This window comes from Streptomyces sp. PTL18 (assembly GCF_059510295.1).
This window is the reverse complement of record NZ_JCAJZO010000003.1, coordinates 416,287-433,727: the sequence shown is the minus strand read 5'-3', so window position 1 is coordinate 433,727 and position 17,441 is coordinate 416,287. Positions and strand designations below refer to the sequence as shown.

The window sequence follows — 17,441 nt, the reverse complement described above, 5'->3', positions numbered from 1 at the left end:
CGGCGGTCGTGCTCGGTTGCGGGCCGGTAAAGGCCGTCCGGCGGGCTGGTCAAGGCCGGGCGAACGGGACGGCAGTCGGCTGCGCGACGTCCGCACGGCGATGCCGTCGACGGTCAGCCGCTCCCCGTAGATGTCGATGATCCTGAGCGCCCCGCCACAGCCGGTGCCATCGGCGGACGGGACTGCCGGCTCACCGACGTCGGGCCAACGCTTCTCGCCGACGCCGACCGGATGGCCGGCGTCGGCTTCGCGCTTCCGGTGGGGGCCCTGCCGACGCGCGTGGGCAGAGCCCCCCGCTGTGTCGCCGTCCGCTCGGAAGCTGCGGGCCGGGCTGCGGGCCGGAGACAGCCGTCTCACCGATCGACGTAGCTGAGATCACCTACGGTCCATGCGCTGACGTCCTTGATCGCGACTCGGTACATACCGCCCGTCTCCGGGATGCCGAGGCTTCCCTGCAGGATCCGGGCGAGATGGAAGTGCAGATGCGTGGGCGCCTCGCCGCGACCGGTCCGGTTCCCTCGCGGGCCGCGCGTGAAGACCTCCGAGAACGGGCCGAGACGGTCCGAGTCCATCAGTACCTCCGCCACCCGCTCCCTCCACACGGCCTCGGGAGCCAGCCGGCCGGTGATGACGGCGCCGCCGACGACCACGGTCAGCGACATCTGATTGCTTCGCTCGGACTCCACCGCGGCGGAGATGGCGACGAGCAGCTCATCAGCATTCGACATGACAGCAGAGCTTATGCGGCCCACCCGGTACGGGCACTGGTGCCGTACGGCACCAGGGCCCCTCGACGCGTTGCACAGCGAGCCGACATGACGCCGGACAGCCCTCTGACTGATCGTCCGGACCACGACGACCCCGCGTACACGATGGGCCGGGCAGCCGAGATGCCCGGCACCACCCCGGCCTTCCTCCGAGCCCTCGGTGAGGCTCGTCCGATCACTCCGCTCCGCTCGGAGGGAGGACATCGCCGGTACTCCCGCCACCGACTGCGGATCGCCGCGCGCGCCCGCGAGCTCGTCGGCAAGGGGACCCCGATCATGGCCCCGTGCCGCGTCGTCATCCTCGAGGACCGGTGGGAGGAAGCGCAGCGCGTCAACGCCGAGTACCGCCGTGCCGCCGGCGAAGGGCGCCAGTCGGCCATGTCCGGATCCGATTGCCCGGCCGGAGCGTGGGCCGGCGCCGGTGGCGACGTGACCATCTCGGCGTCAACGGCAGCAGTGCCTGCCTCTCTTGCAGGTGGTCGCGTTCAGATCGGCTCGGGTTGCGGTTCCGGTGGCCGTGCCGGTGCGGCCCTCGGTTCCCACAGTGCGGCGGTCCGTACGTAGCCGAGGACCACCGAGGCCATCGCCAGGAGGAGAAGTGGCGCGGACACCCACGGGTACGTGGCCATCTCCAACGGCAGGCAACGATAGGACACCAAGAGCGCGGCGAAGACCGTCGCACCGTAAGCGACCAGCTGGACCCCTGACCGGTCCCAACCGCGGTCGAACGAGCGCAGGGCTGCCTCGATCGTGAGCGCGAACACCACGCCGGCGATGAGATCCACGCCGTAGTGGTAGCCGAATCCCAGCGTTGCGGTGAGCGTGGCAACGAGCCAGAAGGTGCCTGCGAGGCGCAGAAACCGTGGGGCGTTCCGGGAATGGACGAAGATCGTGACAGCCCAGGCCGTGTGCAGACTGGGCATGCAGTTCCGTGGCGTGATCTCGTCGTATGACACGGGGTGCGGGGAATGGATCGGCGGCGGCGTCTGCGGCCACAGGTCGGGCACCGCCCAGTGGCCGACCGGCGGCGTTTCCGACCACAGGCTGACCGTCGCCCAGTGCTCGGCACCGGTGCCGTAGGCGAAGACCGGCCCGACCACCGGGAAGATCATGTAGATGGCGGGCCCCAGGACGCCGATCACCAGAAAGGTGCGCACCAGATGATGGCGCGGGAAGCGGCGTTCGGCCGCCACGTCGCGCAGTTGATACAGGGCGACGACGACCGCGGCCACGGCGAGCTGGCCGTAGACGATGTCGAGGAGATTGAAGCCGATCGGGCCGGTGGCCGTGACGATCCGGCCCACCAGCCACGACGGGTTGCCCAACGCGTGATCGGCGGTTGCCACGTACTGGTCGAGCACCGTTGGGCGGGTCCTCGAGGTGATGAGCAGCCAGGTGTCGCCGGCCTTGCGGCCGGCCACCAGCAGCAGGCCCAGCCCGACGCCCTTCAGCAGCAGGACCCGTTCCTGGCCGGTGCGGCGAGTGACGGCGATGACCGCACAGCCCAGAATCACCCACAGCGCGCCGTTGCCGAAGGGGTGGCCGCCGGTCACCTCGGCGCCGACCGCCCACCGGACGACCGAGAAGGCGACGTCGATGCCGATCGCGGCACCAGCCGCGATGAACCGTTGCCGCCAGGTGAGCACCACCATCATCAACGCCATGCCGGCGTACAGCAGGAAGCCCGACTTCGGGGGGAAGACGACCTCTCGCGCCTGATTGGTGACCGGCCCCGGCAGGCCGTAGCGATGCGCGGCGATCTCCATCGCGACGAGGAAACCGAGGACCACGACAGCCGCCAGGGCCCAGAGTCCCGCCCGTGGGTGGCGCCACCCGGAGGACGTGCTTCTGTTGACTGTTCGCGGGAGAACCCGCGTTGGTATGCGTATCAATTTTCGGCCGATTTGTTAGATGGTGGTCAAAGGTCGGGCTGGGTTCCGTTCGTCACCTTCCGGTCGGGGCCGCTTTCTTCCCCCACGAGAACAGCCTGTCCGACAGGGCAAGACGGAAGGACCACAGTCCGGGTTCCGGCCTCGTTCCCGGTGCGGCACGGAACGCGTGGCCCCACCGCCTTCTCACCGCCGTCTCGCCACGCCGTCTCGCCACGCCTCACGCGCCGGCTCCGGGAATGGGCGCTGGACGTCCTGGGACACCTCATGCGCCTTTGATCCCCCTGAATGCCACCTGTGCTCCAGGCGTTCCGTCCGCCGAGGGAAGCACAGCGAATCTGTGCAGGTCAATGGGCCTGTGGTACGCATCCTCGGTCGATGGGCCACGTTTGTCCGAGCGCGCTCAGGCCTCACCAGTCGATGGCGTCGTCCATCGACTGCTGCCAGTACGTGACCTTGAGCGAGTCGTCGACGTAGACACCCCTGGAGGGCAGCGCCGGGTGAGCGCCCGCGCCGACGCTCTCGTATCCGGAGCGGCCGTGGAAGTAGACGGTCAGGGACTTCACGGTGTGACCGTTCGAGCCGCTGCCGTCGGTGGCGGCCAGGCTGACGGAGGCGTAGCCGGACTCGCCCGGCTTGAGGGTGACCACTGCCTGCGGCTGGGAGTCCTCGATGACCGGAGGCACGGCCTGGGCCTCGCCGAAGCGGACGGCCGGGTAGCCGTAGAGGTAGCAGCTCCTGCCACCGGTGTTGGTCACCGTGAGCAGCATGTGGTTCACGGGTCGGTTCAGCGGGGCCGCGACCGTCCGGGTGTTGGACGCCTCGCAGGTGACCGGCTTGCCGGGGGAGCCGGGCGCCTTCGACGCAGAAGTGTGCGTGCGGGGCCCCGTGGTGGTGGCGGCAGCGGCGGTGCCGGGCTTGGCGTGCGAGGAGAAGCCGGAGCCGGTGTTCGAGTTGGAGTTCGAGTCGGGGGAAGAAGCGTCGGAAGAGGAGTCCACGGTCGTGGTGCCGGCCGCCGATGCCCCCTGATCGCGGACACCTGTTCCGTCGTTGCACGCGGTCAGGGAGAGCGCGGCGAGAACGACGGTCGCGGCGGCGCCGAGGAGACGGGTGCGGGAGGTTCCGGGATTGGACATGTGGGCGGTGTCCCTTCGGTGTTCGGGGGGGTGGTGATTGGATGACCGAAGCTTGTGCGGTGATCCGTCCCAACCGCCACGCATGGCGGGCAGTTGGGGACGCTGGAACGCCGAAACGCGCTCTGACCGGGGAGAAGGCGGTGGCCCTGGAACGGGCGACTGGAACATGGGGGGACGGAGGCAGGGGTGCGGGAGGCAACAGGTGCCGAGGAGACGGAGGAGTTCGCGCGGCTGCTGCGCGAACTCAAGGACCGTTCCGGACTGAGCTACGGGGCGCTCGCCAAGCGGCTGCACATGAGTACGTCGACGCTGCACCGCTACTGCAACGGCACCGCCGTGCCGATCGAGTACGCACCGGTGGAGCGCCTCGCAAGGGTCTGCCGGGCAACGCCGCAGGAACTGGTGGAGCTGCACCGGCGCTGGATCCTGGCGGACGCGGCACGAGGGCGCAGGGCGGAGCAGGCCGCGACGGCGGGGCCGGCTCAGGGGGCCGGTTCCACCGTTTCCACCGGTTCCACCGATTCCGTCGAGGCGGCCCAGGGGACCGACGCGGTCGATGCCGCCGCCACCAACGATGCTGCCGTTGCTGCCGATGCCTTCGATGCGCCGGAAACGGTCCGAACGGCGGGTCCCGGCTCACCGGCATCGCCCGGCCGGAGCGAGGGCCACAACGGTGAGCCGGTTGTCGTCGACGTGCCGCACGGGTCCGCGCCGCGGCCTCGCCCCCGTCGTCGCCGCACCCTGCTGATCGCCTCCGTCGCGGTGGCCGCCGTGCTGGGAGCCGTGACGCTCACCGTGCGTCCGACCTTCGGCGACGGAAAGGACACGGGTGCCCGGCAGACGGCCGGCGCCTCCGCCGGGACCACCGGCACGGCGGACGCCGGGAGGCGGTCCGCCGCCCCGTCCCCGAGCGCGGAGGGGCACAAGCCGTCCACATCACCCTCCGCCACCGCCTCCGCCACCGCGTCCGAGGGCGCCGGGCGCGGTACTCCGGAGGACGGCGGCAAGGAAGGCGGATCCCAGCCCACCGGAGCCGTCCCGCTCACGGTCGCCACCCGTCCCTACGTCTACGACAACCCGTGCAGCCAGCACTTCCTCGTCGACAGCGGACCCGAGCAGGTCGGTCCGCCGGCGAACGAGCAGGACGCCCCGCGGTGGGCCGCCGCGTACGGGGCGGTGTCCTCGGGCGCACAGCGGGTCGCCCTCACCGTCCAGGGCACCGGCGCGGACACCGTCGTCCTGGAGGCGTTGCACGTACGCGTCCTCAGCAAGGGCGCTCCCCTCGCCTGGAACGACTACTCGATGGGCGTCGGCTGCGGCGGTGGCGTCGACACCGCGTCGTTCGACGTCGACCTCGACAACGGCAGCCCCACGGTCGCCGTCAAGAACGGCCAGCGCGACTTCCCCTACAAGGTCAGCGAGTCCGACCCCGAGGTCTTCTACGTCACCGCCCACACGGCGGCGCACGACGTCCGGTGGGACCTCACCCTGGACTGGTCCAGCGGCGGCCGCCGCGGCACCGTCCACATCGACGCCGGCGGGACCCCGTTCCGCACGAGTGCCGACGCGGACCGCCCCGGCTACGACTACCCGCTGGGCGGCAGCGAGTGGATCAAACGGGAGAGCTGACAGGGACCCGGCGCAGCGTGCGGCCGACCGCTGACGCCGCAGACCGGCCCCACGCCGTGCACCCGGCGTCGCCTCCTCGCCCCGGTCGAGCCGCGTCGAACACGGTCTGCTGTAACAGGTCGTCGGCCGCGACGAGGAGGGCAACGTCGTGCGGAAGGCCGGAATCATGAGCGTGGTGAGGGTCGGTGGTGTGGTCCGCCCGGGCGATGGATCGAGGTGGAGCTTCCCGAGGGGCCCGGTCGGCCGCTGGACCGGGTCCGACCCCCGAGCAACCGCGACCGCGCCGCGGAGCCGGCACCGGAGCGGGGCCGCTTCGCACGCCGAGTGCGCGGGGAGGGGGAAGTCTGTCACAGCGAGACCACATGTCCTGTCCCGCCGGCGTTAGGGTTGGCGCACGACGCAGATGGTGAGGAATCCGTCGGAGCACGGGTGCCGCCCACCTCGAGGTCCCCGGCCACGTCCCCGAAACGAAGGTGTCATGCCCGCTGAGACCGCCCCTGCCGCCGACAACCTCGACGACGACGACTATCCCGCCTACACCATGGGACGGGCCGCCGACGTTCTCGGTACCACCCCCGCATTCCTACGGGCCGTCGGTGAAGCCGGACTGATCACTCCCCAGCGTTCGGAGGGCGGTCACCGCCGTTACTCCCGCCGCCAGTTGCGGATCGCCGCCCGCGCCCGTGAGCTGGTCGACCAGGGCACCCCCGTCGAGGCGGCGTGCCGCATCGTCTTCCTCGAGGACCAGCTCGACGACGCGCGCCGCCTGAACCGGGAAATGCACCGGACACCGGACCAGCGCCGCACACATATCTAGTCTCGCCAGTACAGATATACAGACTCCAGCGGGATGAGAATCGCCGGACGAACACGGAAACGCGTGGCCGCTTCTCCCGACCTGTGTTACCGTGATAACAGTTGCAGTTTTGGTTGCCGGAGATTTTTCTTTGCAGAGCTTTCCGGATCTTTCCGGAGGTATGATCATCGCGGCGACTCGGCTCCGTAAAGTGCGGAGTCCGGCACTGCCCTCCGAGGGAGATTCAATATGGCATCTGGCACCGTGAAGTGGTTCAACGCGGAAAAGGGCTTCGGCTTCATCGAGCAGGACGGCGGCGGCGCCGACGTGTTCGCCCACTACTCGAACATCGCCACCAGCGGCTTCCGCGAGCTTCAGGAAGGCCAGAAGGTGACCTTCGACGTCACGCAGGGCCAGAAGGGCCCGCAGGCCGAGAACATCGTTCCCGCCTGACGCTGACGCGAACCGTCGCGAGTCATCGGCTCGCGCATCATGGGGCTGGGGCCCGCACTCATGGGGTGCGGGCCCCAGTTCTTTTCCCCGGCTCATTTCTTTTCCTGATTTCCGGACCCACGCGGCCCGTCGCGCCGCGCGCCAAGAGTGCCGGAGTTCCGGATTTTCATTTCTTCTTCCTTCGACTCATCCTCGTGAATCCTTGTGCGGCCGTCCACCGCCGGACGGAATTCCTGGATGCGCCGCCTCGAGGAGATTCCGGATGAGCCGAACCGTCGTACCCGTGGCAGTTCCGGCCGATTTCGTACGCGCACTGCTCCACCCCGCGCCGGCAGGACTTCGCCCTGCCGGTCACCCTGACGGAGCTGCTGCCGACGGTCGATCGACGGGCCCGTCCGTCGACGCCCCCACGGGCCTCCCCGAGCGCGGGATGACAGTCGCCGAGAGCCGATGCCGTCGCCTCCGTACATGCGTACGGGTCGTCACCCCTCGCGCGCCACCGCTTCGTCCATCGCCCAGCCCAGCGGGTGCGGTTCCAGGTCGTCCGCCGTGGACGCCGGGGGCTCGGCACCCGCCTCGTTGAAGGCGTTGAGGGCCTCGACCAGCGCCAGCCGCTCCGTCGGACGGAGCCGTTCGACGATCTCCGCGAGCGCGGTACGGCGCCGGGCGGTGACGTCCTCGACGATGCGCCGCCCCTCCTCCGTGAGCTGCAGCAGGGTCTCGCGCCGGTTGTCGGGGTTGGCCCGCCGGTCGGCGAGTCCGGCCGCGATGAGCCGGTCGACCATGCGCATCGCCGTCGACGGCGCCACCTGCAGCAGGTCCGCAAGCGCGACCAGCTTCGTGGCCCCCCTGATGGACAGCACCACCAGCATCCGGAACTGCGGCACGGTCACCCGCTCCTCGACCTCGGCGAGGGAGCGGGCGGAGACCGCCACCAGCAGCCGCGAAGCTGTCAGCACCGCCCGGGTGACCGCGTCGACGTCGTCCATGGCCCCTTCGGGGTTCCTGCGTTCCGGCATGCGTCCTTTCTACCTCGTCACATCGGCGGCCCACTCACCCGACGGGAACACATTTTCCCTCCGCATGAGCGCGACGGTCGCGCGTCCCTACCGGTGTTCGGGGTTCTCGTAGTCGCGACGGCAGCCGGCGTCCCATGCGGTGCGCTGGTTGCCGTAGGCGGGGATGCCCCCGAGATCCTTCAGGGCCCGGGCCAGGTGGAGCAGGTTCCAGGTCATGAAGGTGGTGTTGCGGTTGGTGAAGTCGTTCTCGGGGCCGCCCGAGCCGGGGTCGAGGTAGGAGGGTCCGGGTCCTGCCTCGCCGATCCAACCGGCGTCCGCCTGCGGAGGGATGGTGTAGCCGAGGTGCTGCAGGCTGTAGAGGACGTTCATGGCGCAGTGCTTGACGCCGTCCTCGTTGCCGGTGATCAGGCAGCCGCCGACGCGGCCGTAGTAGGCGTACTGTCCGGCTTCGTTGAGCAGGCTGGAGCAGGCGTAGAGGCGTTCGATCACCTGCTTCGTCACGGAGCTGTTGTCGCCCAGCCAGATGGGGCCGGCCAGCACGAGGATGTCGGCCGCCAGGACCTGCCGGTACAACTCCGGCCACGCGTCCCTCTCCCAGCCGTGCTCCCTCATGTCGGGCCACACACCGGTGGCGATGTCGTGGTCGATCGCCCGCAGGACATCGACGTGTACTCCCTGCGCTTCCATGATGGCGGTGCTGCGGTCGATCAGCCCCTGGGTGTTGCTGGGCTCCGGCGAGCGTTTGAGGGTGCAGTTGATCACGAGGGCGCTCAGGTCGTCGTAGCGGGCCGGCGGTGCGTCGGCGGCGGACGGCGAAGCGGTCACACGGTCCTCCCGGAACCCTGCGCCGCACGGCGCTCGGCGGCGCGTCCACATCCCGTTCCGGGACTCGGATCCAGGCTGCGGGCCGCCCCTGACGGCCGCCACCACAACGCCTCCGAATGGCCCCGGCGGAACCCGTCGGCGGCCACCCCGGCCGACGGGCGGCCGGGCGGACGGGCGTCCCACCGGGTGGTCAGGCCAGGCCGCCGTTGGCGTACAGGACCTGTCCATTGATCCAGCGGGCCGGGCCGGCGAGGAACGCGACCGCCTCGGCGATGTCCTCCGGCGTGCCCAGGCGCTCCAGCGGAGCCGCCTTGGACAGGTTGTCGATCACGGCCTGGTCCTTGCCGTCCAGGAACAGGCGCGTGGCGGTGGGACCCGGGGCCACGGCGTTGACGGTGATGTCCTTGCCGCGCAGTTCGCGGGCCAGGACCAGGGTCATGGCCTCGACCGCGCCCTTGCTCGCCGCGTAGGCGCCGTAGCCCGGGAACTGCAGGCGGGTGACCGAGGTCGAGAAGTTGATGATCGCGCCGCCGGCGCGCACCCGCCGGGCCGCCTGCTGGGAGACCACGAAGGTGCCGCGGATGTTGGTGCGGTGCATCCGGTCCAGGTCGTCCAGGTCCAGCGTGGCGATCGGCGACAGCAGCGCGATGCCCGCCGTGTTGACGACGACGTCGATGCCCCCGAACTCCCGCTCCACGGCATCGAACGCCTCGGCCATGGCGTGCTCGTCGGCGATGTCACCGCCGACCGCGATCGCCCGGCCGCCCGCCGCGGCGACCGCGGCGACCGTGTCGTCGGCGCGGGTCTTGTTGCCGGCGTAGTGCACGCCGACGGCGATGCCGTCCTGGGCGAGGCGCTCCACGACGGCACGGCCGATGCCGCCGGAACCTCCGGTCACCAGGGCGACGCGGGTCGTGGTGGCCGTGGTGTGGTTGTCGGTCATGGTGATCGTCCTTCGGTGGGTGTGAGGGTTCGGGCTTCGGGCTTCGGGCTTCGGTGGGGTGTGGGGGTTCGGGCTTCGGTGGATATGGGTGTCGGCCGTGAGGGTCAGCGTTCGCGAGCTCGGGACGAGGTCGGACGAGGAGGCGTGGTGCGTGCGTGTCACCGGCCGCCGCCATATCGGCGCTAACCGAGCTGACATATCAACGCTAACACATCACTGATTCAATACAAGCGTTATCATCGATCGCATGGCAACGGTCGACACGAAGACGGCGCACCCCCGCGAGCGGATCCTGCAGGCCGCGACCGCCCTGCTCGCCGAGGGCGGACGGGAGGCGGTGTCCACCCGCGCGGTCAGCGCTGCCGCCGGTGTGCAGGCGCAGACGATCTACCGGCACTTCGGCGACATGCAGGGACTGCTCGACGAGGTGGCCCGGCGCGGATACGCGTCCTATCTGGCCGCCAAGCAGGCCCAGGGCGAGGACGGCGACCCCGTGCGGCAGCTGCGGGACGGCTGGGACATGCACGTGGCCTTCGGACTGTCCAATCCCGCGCTCTACAGGCTGCTGTACACCGAACCGCGGCCCGGCCAGCAGTTCGCGGTGACCGGTGACGCCCACGAGGTGCTGCTGCGCATCGTCGAACGGGTGGCCAAGGCCGGCCGGCTGCGGACGGGCGTCGAGGCCGCCGCGGCGATGATCCACTCCTCGGGCATGGGGGTGACGCTCACCCTCGTCGCCGCCCAGGCCGACGGCAGGCTCTCGGACTACGAAGGTCTGTCCGACAGCGTCCGGGAAGCGGTGCTCGACTCGGTGCTCGCCCCGGCCGACGACGTCGCCGCCCGGCCGGGTGCCGGGGCCCACCCCGCGGCCGTGCACGCCGTCGCCCTCAAGTCCCTGATGGACGACGGAGTACGGTCCCTGACCTCCGGGGAGCGCGCCCTGCTCGGCGAGTGGCTGGACCGCATCGCCGCCGAGGACGATCGGGAAGCCGGTGCCGCCGGGCTCGGAGAGTGAAGCGGGGGTTCCTCCCGCCCTGAGCCCGCCGGGCGTCGGGGAGACGGCGCCGCCTTCGGCCGTGGTGCCGGTGGCCCTGCGCGGGACGCCGCCGGAGGTGAACCTCGGGGCCTTGCCGACCGGGTGCGCTCGGCTCCGGGGGCGCGCCGGGCGTCGCTGCGGCGATCGGCGTGAGGCGGATCGGGTCGGCGCCGGACGAGGGGCTGTCGTCGTGCGGGGGATCGCGGCCCGCTGCCGCCGCAGCGGCGACAGGTGCGCCCCCGGTCAGGCGGCATGACCGCCCGGTGACGGCCGTCAGCCCCGGTACGGCCCCCCGTGCGCCGGGGTGTCCACGCAGGTCGGGCCGGGACCGTCCCGACTCCCGCCCACCGCACCACTCGGCGCGGGCGCCCGGCCGGAGGCCCTCTGGGCGGCCGGTGCGATGAAGGCGGCCGGCCGGCTCGTCGGCGATCGGGGAGTCGGCAGGTCGGCCCGCACCGCCCTCGCCGCGATCGAGTGCACCACCGCGTCGCGGCCCGGCGCTCCGACGGCTTTGCCTTCTCTTTACAACCCGCTGCCGTGCCGCTTCGTCTCTCCGCTCGATCCGTGACTCAGCCCGCCGCGACCGGGCGGACCGACGAGAGAGAGCGATTCGATGCGCCGAACTGTCCTCAGCTCCATGGCACTTGCGTGCACCGCCGTGCTGGCGGGCCCCGTGCCCGCGTTCGCCCACGGGGCGTCCCCCACCCCGACCGTTCCCGCGGCGACCGCCTCCCCGTCCACCGGGCCCACGCCGACCGCCGCGCCGACCGCCGCGAGCGCGGTCCCGACCGCCGCGCCGACCGCCGCGAGCGCGGTCCCGACCGCCGCGCCGACCGCCGCGAGCGCGGTCCCGACCACCGCGCCGGCCAAGGACCGCAACCAGGTCTCCGTCGTCCCCAAGGGCGCGCCCGACACCGGTGTGACGGCGGGGAACTCCCGGTCCGCGTGGCCCGGACTGATCGGCGGGGGCGCCGGCCTGGTGCTCGTCGGAGGCGGCGCGGCGGTGTACGTCGTGCGTCGCCGACGGGCGACCGGGGCATGACCCCGTTCTCCAGGCGCGCCTTCGCCACCGCGGCGACGGCCGTGCTGCTCACGGGCTGCGGCGGCCCCCGGGCCGACCGGGCACCGGCCACCCGTCCCGGCAGCACGCCACCGTCTGCCTCGGCCTCCGCGCAAGCCGCACCCGCGCTGGAGCGTTCGGCCCCCGTCCGGCTGCAGATCCCGGCCATCGGGGTGGACACCCCGCTCATGCAGCTGGGGCTGGCCCAGGACGGCACGGTGCAGGTGCCGCCGGTCACCGCGCACGACCGGGCGGGCTGGTACCGGCACTCGCCGACACCGGGACAGGCGGGGCCGTCGGTCATCCTCGGCCATGTCACGGTCGGCCGCTACGGGGACGGGGTCTTCCGTCACCTCGCGGCGCTGCACCGCGGCGACCGGATCGTGGCGCGCCTGGAGAACGGAACCGCGGCGGTGTTCGCGGTCGGCGCCGTACGGACGGTCGCCAAGGCCGACTTCCCGGCGGACGAGGTCTACGGGAACGTGGACCGCCCGGAGCTGCGGCTGATCACCTGCGGCGGTCCCCGGAGCGGCAACGGTTACCTCGACAACGTGATCGTCTTCGCCGCGCTGACCACCGCCACCCCCTGACCCGCCGGGACGGATCCCGGGCCGCCGGAACGTACGCCGGTGGCCGGGGGTCCTACCCGGCGAGTGCCCCACGACCATGGAGAGCGTTGAAACGGTCCCGTGAGAAGGCCGCGTCCGAGCTGTTCGCCGCCGTCTATCCACGCCTCGCCGGCTGGTGCCGCCGTCTCGTCGACGACGACGAGACGGCGCACGAGATCGCCTCGGAGGCGTTCACCCGGCTCTGGGCCCGCTGGACGTCCGTGGAGGAGCCCCGAGGCTTCCTCTACGTCACGGCGGCCAACCTCGTCCGGGACCACTGGCGCAAGCTGGAGCGCGAGCGCAGAGCCGTGCACCGCGCCGGCACGGAGGCCGCCGTCCGCTCCCACCCCGAACAGGCCGACCCCTCGGTGCGCCTGCTGGTGCAGTCGCTGCCGGAGCGACTGCGCGTCCCGATCCTGTTGCACTACTACGCTGACATGCCGGTCCGGGAGGTGTCCGCGCTGACCGGGCGCAAGGAAGGAACCGTCAAGGCCGACCTGCACGCGGCCCGGGAACTGCTCCGCGTCCACCTGAGGAGAAGCCTTGACCACACACTCTGACGACGGCGCGGAGTTCGAAGCGGACGACCCCCTCACGGTGATCCTGCGGCCGCCCTCGGACCGCCTCGGCCCGCCCCCCGACCGTTTCCGCACGATCCGCCGCGCCGCGGCCCGCCGCCGGCTGCTCCGGGCGGCGGCCGGGGCCGGCGTCACCGCCGCCGTCGCGGTCCTCGTCGCCCTGCCGCTCCACCCGACGACGCCCACGGCACCCGCGCCCCCGTCGGTCCCTCTCGCACCGCCGCCCCCCAGCGGTCGTCCGATGCCCGCCGGCCCGTCGGCGTCGCCCTCCCCGCAGGCGTCGCCCGGGGACAGCGCCACGGCCCCCGCCACGGCTCCCCGACCCGGCGGTTCCGGCGTCCCGAGCGGCCCGCCCACGGCCGCCCGGGAACCGTCGGCGACACGAACCGCGCCACGGCCCGAGCCGTCGGCGACACCGACCGCGCCACGGCTGGAACCGTCGGCGACACCGACCACGCCACCGGCCTGAAAGGGCGCACGGCGGGCGGTGGCGCGGCCGGGACGCGCTCGCACGCTCAGGTGGTCACCGTTGATCCCCTGTGGAGGTGCACCGCTGCACTTCGCCGGTGACCGCACCTCGGTCCGGCCGCCGTGGATCGAGGGCGCCGTCGAGTCGGGGATCCGTGCCGCGCTCGAGGCCCACACGGCCCAGAGCCCTGACAGGCAGCGTCTGCGGGTCACCGTCACCGCCCCCCGGTCCGCAGGGCATTGAGGGCACCCCTGCAAGGCCGCCGGAGAATCCCCCCACGAGCCCCACACAGCCTGCACACCGTCTTTCGATGGCCCCGTTAGCGTGGCAAGCCGTTCGATTTCAAGGTGCGAACGCGGCCCGGCGGGGCGGCGGCGAACCAACACAGGAAGACCGCAATGGACTACTGCTCCTCGTGTCGTCGACATCTCAACGGCGCCCTGGTGTGCCCGGGATGCGGTGCCTACGCCCCCGACATCGCCCCGGTCACCAGCCACGGCCGCACACTCCCGGACCCGGCCGCCACCGCACCCCCGGCCACCGCGGCGACGGCGGCCACCGCGGCATGGGAGTTCACGGCCCCGGACATCGGCACCGCCACCGACATCGACGGGGCCCCGCCGGCCGGCCCCCCGCCCGCCGACCCGACAGACCCGGTGCGCAGGCCGGAAGGGCGTGCCGCGCGGCGGCGCCGAACGGCGCGCTGGAAGAAGACCCAGCGCAAGGCGCTGGTGGCCACCGCCGTGGCCCTCGTCGGAGGCGGGCTGACCGTGGCCTCGATGGACCGGCACACCACCGACCGGGCCCAGGCTGCCCCGGCTCCGGAGGCGTCGGCCCTCGGCGGCGCGGAGGAACCGACGTCGCAGTACAGCACCCCCATATCACTCCATTCCGGCACCTCGCGCTCCGGCGCGGCCCGCGCCTCGCACGCCCCGGCCGCGCAGTCCCCCGCGGCCGAGCTCGCCCGCCGGTCCACGCCGGTCACGACCCCCACCACGCCGGCCGCTCAGCAGGACGCGGCCACCTCCTCCCGAACGACCCGCACGACGGGCACGACAGGAGGGGCGGGCACGGGCACGACCGGCTCGACCCACCCGACGGGGACCTCTCGGTCCCAGTCGGGGACGGGCTCCTCGTCCTCCACCGGATCGTCCTCCGCCGCATCGTCCTCCACCGGGACATCTGCCCCGGCATCCGGCAGCGGCAGCGGCAGCGGCGGCACGACCTCGGGCACCTCGCAGACCGCTTCGCCTCCGGCGGCCACCTCGCCGTCGCAGCTCTGCCTGCTCGTCGTCTGCCTCGGCTGACCGTCGGCGAACCCGGACCGCGGCACCTCACCGCCCCCCGCGCTCCTGCGGGCGGGCGGTTTGCTGAGTGGGTCAAGGAGTGCCGGACACACGGCAGTTGTGCGGCCGGGTCGTCACCCCGCGATCACCGGACGGGGGAGACCGTGATCGAACCGTGTGCTCGTGCCAGTAGGCTGTGATCCGCCGCGGCACCCGCCCTCACCCGCCCTGGCGGAGTCCTGTCCGGCGGCGGTCGAGTCGTCGCGCGGCATTCGTCTCACGGCATGAGGATGAAACAACAGGTGCAGATCGCGGGCCGGTACGAGCTGAACACCGCCATCGGACGTGGCGCGATGGGAGAGGTCTGGCGCGCGTACGACCGGATGCTCGGCCGTCCCGTCGCCGTCAAGGTGCTGCTCGACCGGAACGCCGACCCCACCGCCGACTCCCGCTTCCGCCTGGAGGCCCAGACCGCCGGCCGGCTCCACCACCCGCATGTGGTCGGCGTCCTGGACTTCGGGGAGCACGAGGGGCGGCTGTTCCTGGTGATGGAGCTGGTGGAGGGCGACAGCCTCGCCCGGGTACTGGCCGACGACGGGCCGCTGCCCGCCGAGCGGGTCGCGGTCATCGCCGCCCAGGCGGCAGCCGGACTCGCCGTGGCGCACGAACAGGGCATCGTGCACCGCGACATCAAGCCCGGCAACCTGCTCCTCGACGCACACGGCACCCTGAAGATCGGCGACTTCGGCATCGCCCGCTTCATGGACGACCCGTCGGCCGCGCTCACGGCGACCGGGCAGATCGTCGGTACGAGCCTGTACATCGCGCCCGAGCGTGCCCTCGGCAAGCCCGCGGGACCGCCCAGCGACGTGTACTCGCTGGGCTGCGTCCTCTACCAACTCCTCACCGGACGGCCGCCGTTCCGCGCCGACACCCCGATCGCGATCCTCCACCAGCACCTGGACGCGACCCCCGTGCCGCCGCGCGAGCTGGGTGCCGCCCTGCCGCCCGCCTTCGAGAACTACCTGCTCGGCCTGCTCGCCAAGCGGCCCGAGGACCGGCCCACGGCACGGCAGGCCGCCGAATGGTTCGCCACCGGGGCCTGGAGGGGCCGCCCGGAGCCGCTCCCGGCCGCCACCCCCGTCCCGGTTCCGGCAGTGACAGCGGCACCGGCACCGGCACCGGTCGGAGTCCCGGCCCCGGTCGCGGTGCCGAAGTCACCGGTGCCGGTCCGGGCGGAGGGCCCGGCGACGACGTACAAGCTCCCCTCCGCGCTCCCCGGCCACCGTGCGGCCCACTCGCGGTCGTCGACGGGGAAGCGGCGCGCGCGGCCGTCGCTGCGCGCGTTCGTCGCCGGACGGCCGCGCGCGGTGGGGCTGATCTCCGCGGCGCTGCTGTTCCTCACCGCGATGTACGTGGGCATGTCCGTCTTCAGCCCGGACAGCAGCTCGGCGGAGACACCGCAGGAGACGGGGCAGTCGAGCCCGGCCGCGCCGGCACCGTGACGCGGTCCGCCCAACTCCCCTGCTCAGCGGAACAGTTGATGACAAAGGCTTGACCCGACGAAAAGAAACGGCGGTGGGCCCGAACTGTAGGTTCACCGGCATGCCCCCACAGCCCCCACAGCCTCCGCGCCTACCCGTGTTGCCGTACCGCAGGCCCACCCGCGGCCGCGACTACTGGATCCTCGACGACGTGCTGCCGAACGTGGACGAGGTCCGGGCCCGCTGTCTGGCCAAGGACGACTGGGTCAAGGGGTACCCGTACACACAGGAGAGCTGGCCGGGGATGCGCACGATGCCCGGTCTCGAGCCGACCGAACTCGCCCGGATCGAACGGCTGGTGCGCAAGGAGACCGGCGCGCAGAGGCTCTGGCAGGAGACCGCCCCCGGCGGCGGCACCCTCAACCACAACTGCGTCCAGGTCGTCGGGAAGGACGAGGGCGAACCGCGCCCGCACACCGACTCGCGCGCCCTGTGCCGGTACGCCGCCGTGCTCTACCTCAGCCCGAACGTCCCCAAGGACTGCGGCACGAGCTTCTACCGGCAGAGCCTGCCGGGCGGCGTCCTCGGGGGCAACATGGTGCAGGCGCCGCACACCAACCTGGTCGAGGCGCTGGGCACGCGGTACGTCTCACCGGACGCGTTCACCGAGGACGTCCGCGTGCCGCAGCGCTACAACCGGCTGCTGCTGTACAAGGCCAACATCATGCACAGCGCCACCGGTTACTGGGGCAGCGACCTGGGGGAGAAGCGCATGACGGCGGTGTTCTTCTGGATGGCCTAGCGGCTGCGGCTCAGCCCAGGCCGAGGCTGGACAGCGCCGTCGTCCAGTCGGTGGCGATGGCGTTGCGCGCGTCGTCGAGACCGACCTCGCCGTTGCACACGTCCCTCTTGAGCGTGTTCTCGACGGTGTCCTTGTCGGCGGCCACCTCGCCGGAGCCCGTGTCGTAGCGCGGTTCGGGCCACAGGTTCTCGGGGCTTGTGGGGTTGCCGCCGAGCTCCAGCGGGATGAGGTGGTCCTCCTCGTAGTCCGCTGTGCTGGTGTCGCTGTAGCCGTACTCGACGATCTGCTTCTTCTTCAGCGCGGTGGTGTACGAGCTGGACGGCCGCACGGTCGCGGTCCAGCCGGAGACGCAGATCGTGGAGTCGATGGTGTCCTGTGTGACGTCCGGGTTGAGGGCACCGGGCTGACAGCTGGGGTCGGGGAGGGGCAGGTAGTCCTGGCTGCACGACTGTGCGTGCGCACTGCCGGTGGTGACGGTCAGGCCCGCGGCGGCGAGGGCGAGGGTGGACAGGGTGGTCACCAGGGGGCGCGGTATTCGGGACATGGGGAGTCTCCCGGTGGGGGTGCCCGGCACGGTTCCGGGCGGTCGTGAGCATGACAGCACCGGGCCGTCTATGCGGGTAGACCCCTTTGCGGGACCGGGAGAAGCTTGGTTGAACGT

General features: G+C 72.0%; 18 protein-coding genes and 2 pseudogenes. 13 read left to right on the top strand and 7 right to left on the bottom strand.

Going from position 1 to position 17,441, the window contains the following annotated elements; genetic code table 11:
• Positions 1-353: 353 nt before the first annotated feature.
• Complete coding sequence (locus tag AC5WS8_RS08915) at positions 354-728, bottom strand: GvpU-like protein (protein ID WP_496102749.1); 375 nt, start codon at positions 726-728, stop codon at positions 354-356.
• 87 nt (positions 729-815) lie between these two features.
• On the opposite strand from AC5WS8_RS08915, the pseudogene AC5WS8_RS08910 reads away from it, so the two are divergent.
• Positions 816-1,127, top strand: a pseudogene (locus AC5WS8_RS08910) (MerR family transcriptional regulator); the annotation flags it as partial.
• 125 nt (positions 1,128-1,252) lie between these two features.
• On the opposite strand, the gene AC5WS8_RS08905 reads toward AC5WS8_RS08910, so the two are convergent.
• Together AC5WS8_RS08905 and AC5WS8_RS08900 are read right to left on the bottom strand one after the other, a co-directional pair.
• Positions 1,253-2,659: a phosphatase PAP2 family protein gene (locus AC5WS8_RS08905; protein ID WP_496102748.1), complete on the bottom strand. Its 1,407-nt coding sequence runs from the start codon at positions 2,657-2,659 to the stop codon at positions 1,253-1,255.
• Between the two features lie 407 nt (positions 2,660-3,066).
• Positions 3,067-3,792 (bottom strand): DUF4232 domain-containing protein, encoded by a 726-nt coding sequence (locus AC5WS8_RS08900; protein WP_496102747.1) that lies wholly within the window; start codon positions 3,790-3,792, stop codon positions 3,067-3,069.
• 186 nt (positions 3,793-3,978) lie between these two features.
• On the opposite strand from AC5WS8_RS08900, the gene AC5WS8_RS08895 reads away from it, so the two are divergent.
• The 4 genes and pseudogenes from AC5WS8_RS08895 to AC5WS8_RS08880 all read left to right on the top strand — a co-directional run bounded on the left by AC5WS8_RS08895 (position 3,979) and on the right by AC5WS8_RS08880 (position 6,670).
• Entirely contained in the window at positions 3,979-5,421 is a 1,443-nt protein-coding gene (locus AC5WS8_RS08895) for a helix-turn-helix domain-containing protein (RefSeq protein ID WP_496102746.1), read from the top strand.
• A gap of 115 nt (positions 5,422-5,536) precedes the next feature.
• Positions 5,537-5,679, top strand: a pseudogene (locus tag AC5WS8_RS08890) (MOSC domain-containing protein); the annotation flags it as partial.
• A 220-nt stretch (positions 5,680-5,899) separates the two neighbouring features.
• Positions 5,900-6,238 (top strand): MerR family transcriptional regulator, encoded by a 339-nt coding sequence (locus tag AC5WS8_RS08885; RefSeq protein WP_496102745.1) that lies wholly within the window; start codon positions 5,900-5,902, stop codon positions 6,236-6,238.
• Positions 6,239-6,466: 228 nt separating this feature from the next.
• Positions 6,467-6,670, top strand: coding sequence for a cold-shock protein (locus AC5WS8_RS08880; protein ID WP_007383480.1), 204 nt, complete (start codon positions 6,467-6,469; stop codon positions 6,668-6,670).
• Between the two features lie 482 nt (positions 6,671-7,152).
• On the opposite strand, the gene AC5WS8_RS08875 is transcribed toward AC5WS8_RS08880, so the two are convergent.
• From AC5WS8_RS08875 to AC5WS8_RS08865, 3 genes are all read right to left on the bottom strand, one after another.
• Complete coding sequence (locus AC5WS8_RS08875; RefSeq protein WP_496102744.1) at positions 7,153-7,689, bottom strand: MarR family winged helix-turn-helix transcriptional regulator; 537 nt, start codon at positions 7,687-7,689, stop codon at positions 7,153-7,155.
• Between the two features lie 87 nt (positions 7,690-7,776).
• Positions 7,777-8,514: a flavodoxin family protein gene (locus tag AC5WS8_RS08870; protein WP_496102743.1), complete on the bottom strand. Its 738-nt coding sequence runs from the start codon at positions 8,512-8,514 to the stop codon at positions 7,777-7,779.
• Positions 8,515-8,704: 190 nt separating this feature from the next.
• Entirely contained in the window at positions 8,705-9,457 is a 753-nt protein-coding gene (locus AC5WS8_RS08865; protein WP_496102742.1) for an SDR family oxidoreductase, read from the bottom strand.
• Positions 9,458-9,704: 247 nt separating this feature from the next.
• On the opposite strand from AC5WS8_RS08865, the gene AC5WS8_RS08860 reads away from it, so the two are divergent.
• The 8 genes from AC5WS8_RS08860 (at position 9,705) to AC5WS8_RS08825 (ending at position 16,780) form a co-directional block, all read left to right on the top strand.
• Positions 9,705-10,472, top strand: a complete 768-nt coding sequence (locus AC5WS8_RS08860) for a TetR/AcrR family transcriptional regulator (protein WP_496102741.1) — start codon at positions 9,705-9,707, stop codon at positions 10,470-10,472.
• 634 nt (positions 10,473-11,106) lie between these two features.
• On the top strand, positions 11,107-11,535 hold the full coding sequence (locus AC5WS8_RS08855) for a sortase-dependent protein (RefSeq protein WP_496102740.1): 429 nt from the start codon (positions 11,107-11,109) through the stop codon (positions 11,533-11,535).
• Positions 11,532-12,143, top strand: a complete 612-nt coding sequence (locus AC5WS8_RS08850; RefSeq protein ID WP_496102739.1) for a class F sortase — start codon at positions 11,532-11,534, stop codon at positions 12,141-12,143. Before AC5WS8_RS08855 ends, AC5WS8_RS08850 begins: the two co-directional genes overlap by 4 nt.
• A gap of 86 nt (positions 12,144-12,229) precedes the next feature.
• Positions 12,230-12,721, top strand: coding sequence for an RNA polymerase sigma factor (locus AC5WS8_RS08845; protein ID WP_496102738.1), 492 nt, complete (start codon positions 12,230-12,232; stop codon positions 12,719-12,721).
• The gene (locus AC5WS8_RS08840; RefSeq protein ID WP_496102737.1) at positions 12,705-13,208 is read left to right on the top strand and encodes a hypothetical protein; all 504 of its coding nucleotides are present in this window, start codon (positions 12,705-12,707) and stop codon (positions 13,206-13,208) included. The genes AC5WS8_RS08845 and AC5WS8_RS08840 overlap by 17 nt, the downstream gene beginning before the upstream one ends.
• 398 nt (positions 13,209-13,606) lie before the next feature.
• Positions 13,607-14,515 (top strand): SCO2400 family protein, encoded by a 909-nt coding sequence (locus tag AC5WS8_RS08835; protein ID WP_496102736.1) that lies wholly within the window; start codon positions 13,607-13,609, stop codon positions 14,513-14,515.
• A 263-nt stretch (positions 14,516-14,778) separates the two neighbouring features.
• Positions 14,779-15,999, top strand: a complete 1,221-nt coding sequence (locus AC5WS8_RS08830) for a serine/threonine-protein kinase (RefSeq protein ID WP_496102735.1) — start codon at positions 14,779-14,781, stop codon at positions 15,997-15,999.
• Between the two features lie 100 nt (positions 16,000-16,099).
• The gene (locus AC5WS8_RS08825) at positions 16,100-16,780 is read left to right on the top strand and encodes a DUF6445 family protein (RefSeq protein ID WP_496102734.1); all 681 of its coding nucleotides are present in this window, start codon (positions 16,100-16,102) and stop codon (positions 16,778-16,780) included.
• Between the two features lie 10 nt (positions 16,781-16,790).
• Here the strand turns inward: AC5WS8_RS08825 and AC5WS8_RS08820 are convergent, their stop codons facing one another.
• Complete coding sequence (locus tag AC5WS8_RS08820; protein WP_496102733.1) at positions 16,791-17,324, bottom strand: hypothetical protein; 534 nt, start codon at positions 17,322-17,324, stop codon at positions 16,791-16,793.
• Positions 17,325-17,441 lie beyond the last annotated feature (117 nt).

What these genes read in the sequence shown, in the direction of transcription:
- AC5WS8_RS08915 (WP_496102749.1), bottom strand. Translation starts at nt 728, where the DNA reads ATGTCGAATGCTGATGAGCTGCTCGTCGCCATCTCCGCCGCGGTGGAG.
- AC5WS8_RS08900 (WP_496102747.1), bottom strand. Translation starts at nt 3,792, where the DNA reads ATGTCCAATCCCGGAACCTCCCGCACCCGTCTCCTCGGCGCCGCCGCG.
- AC5WS8_RS08885 (WP_496102745.1), top strand. Translation starts at nt 5,900, where the DNA reads ATGCCCGCTGAGACCGCCCCTGCCGCCGACAACCTCGACGACGACGAC.
- AC5WS8_RS08880 (WP_007383480.1), top strand. Translation starts at nt 6,467, where the DNA reads ATGGCATCTGGCACCGTGAAGTGGTTCAACGCGGAAAAGGGCTTCGGC.
- AC5WS8_RS08875 (WP_496102744.1), bottom strand. Translation starts at nt 7,689, where the DNA reads ATGCCGGAACGCAGGAACCCCGAAGGGGCCATGGACGACGTCGACGCG.
- AC5WS8_RS08865 (WP_496102742.1), bottom strand. Translation starts at nt 9,457, where the DNA reads ATGACCGACAACCACACCACGGCCACCACGACCCGCGTCGCCCTGGTG.
- AC5WS8_RS08860 (WP_496102741.1), top strand. Translation starts at nt 9,705, where the DNA reads ATGGCAACGGTCGACACGAAGACGGCGCACCCCCGCGAGCGGATCCTG.
- AC5WS8_RS08855 (WP_496102740.1), top strand. Translation starts at nt 11,107, where the DNA reads ATGCGCCGAACTGTCCTCAGCTCCATGGCACTTGCGTGCACCGCCGTG.
- AC5WS8_RS08850 (WP_496102739.1), top strand. Translation starts at nt 11,532, where the DNA reads ATGACCCCGTTCTCCAGGCGCGCCTTCGCCACCGCGGCGACGGCCGTG.
- AC5WS8_RS08835 (WP_496102736.1), top strand. Translation starts at nt 13,607, where the DNA reads ATGGACTACTGCTCCTCGTGTCGTCGACATCTCAACGGCGCCCTGGTG.
- AC5WS8_RS08830 (WP_496102735.1), top strand. Translation starts at nt 14,779, where the DNA reads ATGAGGATGAAACAACAGGTGCAGATCGCGGGCCGGTACGAGCTGAAC.
- AC5WS8_RS08825 (WP_496102734.1), top strand. Translation starts at nt 16,100, where the DNA reads ATGCCCCCACAGCCCCCACAGCCTCCGCGCCTACCCGTGTTGCCGTAC.
- AC5WS8_RS08820 (WP_496102733.1), bottom strand. Translation starts at nt 17,324, where the DNA reads ATGTCCCGAATACCGCGCCCCCTGGTGACCACCCTGTCCACCCTCGCC.